Origin of the sequence: Enterobacter cloacae complex sp. GYL001 (genome assembly GCF_049237125.1) — a bacterium.
GTDB classification, from domain to species: Bacteria; Pseudomonadota; Gammaproteobacteria; order Enterobacterales; family Enterobacteriaceae; genus Enterobacter; species Enterobacter hormaechei_C.
In genome coordinates this window covers 51,698-56,078 of record NZ_JBMKGW010000022.1, presented here as the reverse complement: position 1 = coordinate 56,078, position 4,381 = coordinate 51,698, and the positions used below count along the sequence as shown (strand labels likewise).

Below are 4,381 nucleotides of genomic sequence, written 5' to 3'. Positions count from 1 at the left end.
ACTTTTGCTTTGCCACGGAACGGTCTGCGTTGTCGGGAAGATGCGTGATCTGATCCTTCAACTCAGCAAAAGTTCGATTTATTCAACAAAGCCGCCCCGCAGAGTCCGGAACGCTGATACGGATCCATATCATTAGTAACAGCGAAAGTACTGACATAATACCGAACGTCAGGCGCCAGCCAAGATAATGCCCAAGCCAGGTTCCCAGCGGAACGCCTAGTGAGAGCGCCAGCGGTGTCCCAGCCATGGCTATCGCCATAGCCCGACCCTGATGAAGCGGCTCAACAATTCGGCGTGAAAACCCCGCCAGCAGGCTCCACGCCAGTCCCGCAGCCGCCCCGGCCCCCAAACGCGCTAACAGGGTCAGGTAAACATTTGATGAAAGTGCGGTAATGGTATTAAAAATGAAGAATCCCGCTACGGTCATTAATAAGACATATTTCCGATTCCACGACCGGGTAACGATAGTTAACGGAATAGCGGCAAATAATGACCCGAGGGCGTAGACGGTGACCCACTGGCCTGCGCTAGCCAGCGAAATATTCATTCCCTTACTGATTTCTGGCAATAATCCTGCTGGAATAGTTTCCGTCATGATGCAAATAAATCCGGTCATCGCAAAAGCCATTAATGGCATATAGGGAAATGTGTCATTCATTTTCTGCATTTTGCAATACCGTTAATGTTTAATTAAGCCTGCCAGGTGCGCAGGCTTAGCGCCTAATAGAGTAGATCGTTAGTCAATTAAAGTGCCATGTTCAGTATTGTTTCCGCCACTTCAGCAGTAATTTTTCCATGTTCACCTAATGCGATGTGCCCATGTTCTTTTAACTTGCCGATAACAGCTGAAATATCTTCCGCGCCCAGACCATAATCAGAAAGTCGGGTTTTAACGCCCATCAGTTCAAAAAATTCCACGGTGGCATTGATAGCCTCATCGGCCATTTTTTCGCTATCAGACTCAGGAATATTCCAGACACGCGCACCGTACTGAGCCAGCTTTTCTGCTTTTTCCTTTTTGCACAAGCGCCATAGTGCAGGCATAACGATAGCGAGGGTACGGGCGTGGTCGATTCCGTATAATGCAGTAATTTCCTGGCCAATCATGTGAGAAGCCCAGTCAGTTGGGACACCTGCGCTCAACATTCCATTCAGGGCCATCGTCGCAGCCCACATGATGTTAGCTCTGGCGTCGTAGTTCTGTGGATTTTTAAGGGCTACTGGGCCTTCTTCTTTCAGCGTGCTCAGCAGTCCTTCCGCCAGGCGATCCTGCACCTTAGCGTTAACCGGGTAAGTAATGTATTGCTCAAGAACGTGGACAAAGGCATCAACAACCCCGTTTGCGGTTTGTTGTTCAGGCAGCGTGTAGGTCATTTCCGGTTCGAGCACTGAAAATTTCGGCATAACGTAAGGGGAGGTGAAAAAGAGTTTATCCTGGGTGGTCACCCGATTAATCACCGCCGTGTTATTCATCTCTGAACCCGTGGCCGCCAGGGTCAGCACGCATCCAAAAGGGAGAGCTTGTTTCACCACGCCGCCATAACTCTTGACGATCTCCCATGGATCATTTTCGTAGAGGGCTGCGGCGGCAATAAATTTAGTCCCGTCGATCACTGAACCGCCGCCCACGGCCAGAAGAAAATCAATTTTTTCTGTTCTGACAATCTCAACGGCTTTCATCAGGGTTTCATAATGAGGGTTTGCTTCTACACCGCCAAACTCATAAACCAGGGTGTTTGTCAGGGACTCTTTTACGCGTTTCAATATACCGTGTTTTATAACGCTGCCCCCGCCATAGACAATCATGACCTTTTTACCCTGCGGGACTTCTTGTGCTAACGCAGAAATTTGATCGCGACCAAAAAGAATTTTTACCGGATTATGATAGATAAAATCTTGCATAATGATTACCTCATTTTCAGAATTAAAAGCCGTCACTACAACGAGGACATATTCACGTCGTGGAATATAAAGTACCATTTTGAATTTTATTTATTAATCAACATAAATTTCACTTACTTGTGAAATTTATTTGATAATTAATGACAGACTGGTACGCTGACGTCTCCAGTAGGGACCGAGGAGGAGGAATCGTGTGGATGAATTAAAGGTTTTTTTAACAGTGGCCAGGCTGAAAAGCTTTACCAAAGCCGCAGCTGAAATAGGTGTGACACCCTCAGCCATCAGCCACACGGTGAAATCTCTTGAGGAAAGGCTTGGGATCCGCCTGCTGGCCAGAACCACCCGCAGTATCTCCACTACGGAAGCAGGTGAAAGGCTCATTAACGAAGTTGGCCCGTTAATGGAACAGGTTGATGATGCTATTAGTCGGTTGAGTGAGCTTAGGGAAAAACCCACTGGCGTCATACGCCTCACGGCGGCAGATGATGTTATCCAGTATTTGATCCGTCCTGTATTACCGGACTTTCTGAGTCGCTACCCAGATATTCAGATTGAAATCGGCATTGACTATGGATTTACAGATATTGTTGATCAGCGTTTTGATGCCGGGATTCGTCCGGGCGATGTTCTGAATAATGATATGATTGCCGCAAAAATAAGCCAGAACTGGCGCCAGCTTGTTGTTGCTGCACCAGATTATTTTAAGCGTTATGCTAAGCCCAGGAAGCCGCAGGATCTTTTGAACCACAACTGCATTAACGTCCGCTATTCTGATACGAGTGGATTGTACGCCTGGGAATTCGAGAAAGATGCTCAGAAATTCAGTCTGAAAGTCAAAGGGCAATATATTGCGAACAGCACGATTCATCAGCTCGATGCAGCATTAGACGGGCTGGGGATTGCCTATATTCCCGAGTATGTTGCAGATGGATATATCAAAAGCGGCAAGCTGATTGCTGTTCTGACCGAGTGGTGTCCATATTTTGACGGCTACCATATTTATTATCCTCACCGCCGACAGGATTCTCCTGCGTTTATGGCTTTTCTGCAACTTTTGCGCGACAGGTACAATAATGGAATAAGATAAATTTATGAGTAAAGGATTATGTCCACGATAAGCACCTGGGTCGATTCCTGGGAGGCGGCCATGAGGGTAGGGAAGCGCCGTCCCGTCAAGTCAGCGTAATGCTCTGCCAGTGTTACAACCAATTAACCAATTCTGATTAGAAAAACTCATCGAGCATCAAATGAAACTGCAATTTATTCATATCAGGATTATCAATACCATATTTTTGAAAAAGCCGTTTCTGTAATGAAGGAGAAAACTCACCGAGGCAGTTCCATAGGATGGCAAGATCCTGGTATCGGTCTGCGATTCCGACTCGTCCAACATCAATACAACCTATTAATTTCCCCTCGTCAAAAATAAGGTTATCAAGTGAGAAATCACCATGAGTGACGACTGAATCCGGTGAGAATGGCAAAAGCTTATGCATTTCTTTCCAGACTTGTTCAACAGGCCAGCCATTACGCTCGTCATCAAAATCACTCGCATCAACCAAACCGTTATTCATTCGTGATTGCGCCTGAGCGAGACGAAATACGCGATCGCTGTTAAAAGGACAATTACAAACAGGAATCGAATGCAACCGGCGCAGGAACGCTGCCAGCGCATCAACAATATTTTCACCTGAATCAGGATATTCTTCTAATACCTGGAATGCTGTTTTCCCGGGGATCGCAGTGGTGAGTAACCATGCATCATCAGGAGTACGGATAAAATGCTTGATGGTCGGAAGAGGCATAAATGCCGTCAGCCAGTTTAGTCTGACCATCTCATCTGTAACATCATTGGCAACGCTACCTTTGCCATGTTTCAGAAACAACTCTGGCGCATCGGGCTTCCCATACAATCGATAGATTGTCGCACCTGATTGCCCGACATTATCGCGAGCCCATCTATACCCATATAAATCAACATCCAGGTTGGAATTTAATCGCGGCCTCGAGCAAGACGTTTCCCGTTGAATATGGCTCATAACACCCCTTGTATTACTGTTTATGTAAGCAGACAGTTTTATTGTTCATGATGATATATTTTTATCTTGTGCAATGTAACATCAGAGATTTTGAGACACAACGTGGCTTTGTTGAATAAATCAGATTTCGGGTAAGTCTCCCCCGTAGCGGGTTGTGTTTTCAGGCAATACGCACGCTTTCAGGCATACCTGCTTTCGTCATTTTGTTCAGCGCTCGTACCAGGGCCATAGCCTCCGCAACCTGACCATCGTAGTCACGCAGCGTCAGTGAACCCCCGAACAGCTGTTTTACCCGGTACATCGCCGTTTCCGCTATCGAGCGACGGTTGTAATCTGTTGTCCATTTCCACCGCGCATTACTCCCGGTCATTCGCTGATTAGCCACTGCACGGTTACGGTCTGCATATTCACCGGGCCAGTAACCCGCGCCTTTTCGGGGC

Annotated in this window: 4 protein-coding genes and 1 pseudogene; 1 reads left to right on the top strand and 4 read right to left on the bottom strand. The window is 46.9% G+C overall.

The genetic code is table 11. The features are described from left to right. Positions 1-91: 91 nt before the first annotated feature. Together ACOTWU_RS23260 and ACOTWU_RS23255 are read right to left on the bottom strand one after the other, a co-directional pair. Positions 92-658: pseudogene (locus tag ACOTWU_RS23260) on the bottom strand (MFS transporter); the annotation flags it as partial. Positions 659-744: 86 nt separating this feature from the next. Continuing rightward, positions 745-1,902 (bottom strand): iron-containing alcohol dehydrogenase, encoded by a 1,158-nt coding sequence (locus ACOTWU_RS23255; RefSeq protein WP_021243026.1) that lies wholly within the window; start codon positions 1,900-1,902, stop codon positions 745-747. 193 nt (positions 1,903-2,095) lie between these two features. On the opposite strand from ACOTWU_RS23255, the gene ACOTWU_RS23250 reads away from it, so the two are divergent. After that, complete coding sequence (locus ACOTWU_RS23250) at positions 2,096-2,989, top strand: LysR family transcriptional regulator (protein WP_012695469.1); 894 nt, start codon at positions 2,096-2,098, stop codon at positions 2,987-2,989. A 136-nt stretch (positions 2,990-3,125) separates the two neighbouring features. Here the strand turns inward: ACOTWU_RS23250 and ACOTWU_RS23245 are convergent, their stop codons facing one another. After that, the gene (locus tag ACOTWU_RS23245) at positions 3,126-3,941 is read right to left on the bottom strand and encodes an aminoglycoside O-phosphotransferase APH(3')-Ia (protein WP_012695470.1); all 816 of its coding nucleotides are present in this window, start codon (positions 3,939-3,941) and stop codon (positions 3,126-3,128) included. A gap of 160 nt (positions 3,942-4,101) precedes the next feature. After that, the coding region (locus ACOTWU_RS23240; protein ID WP_032282681.1) for an IS5/IS1182 family transposase at positions 4,102-4,381 on the bottom strand (280 nt) is incomplete at its 5' end.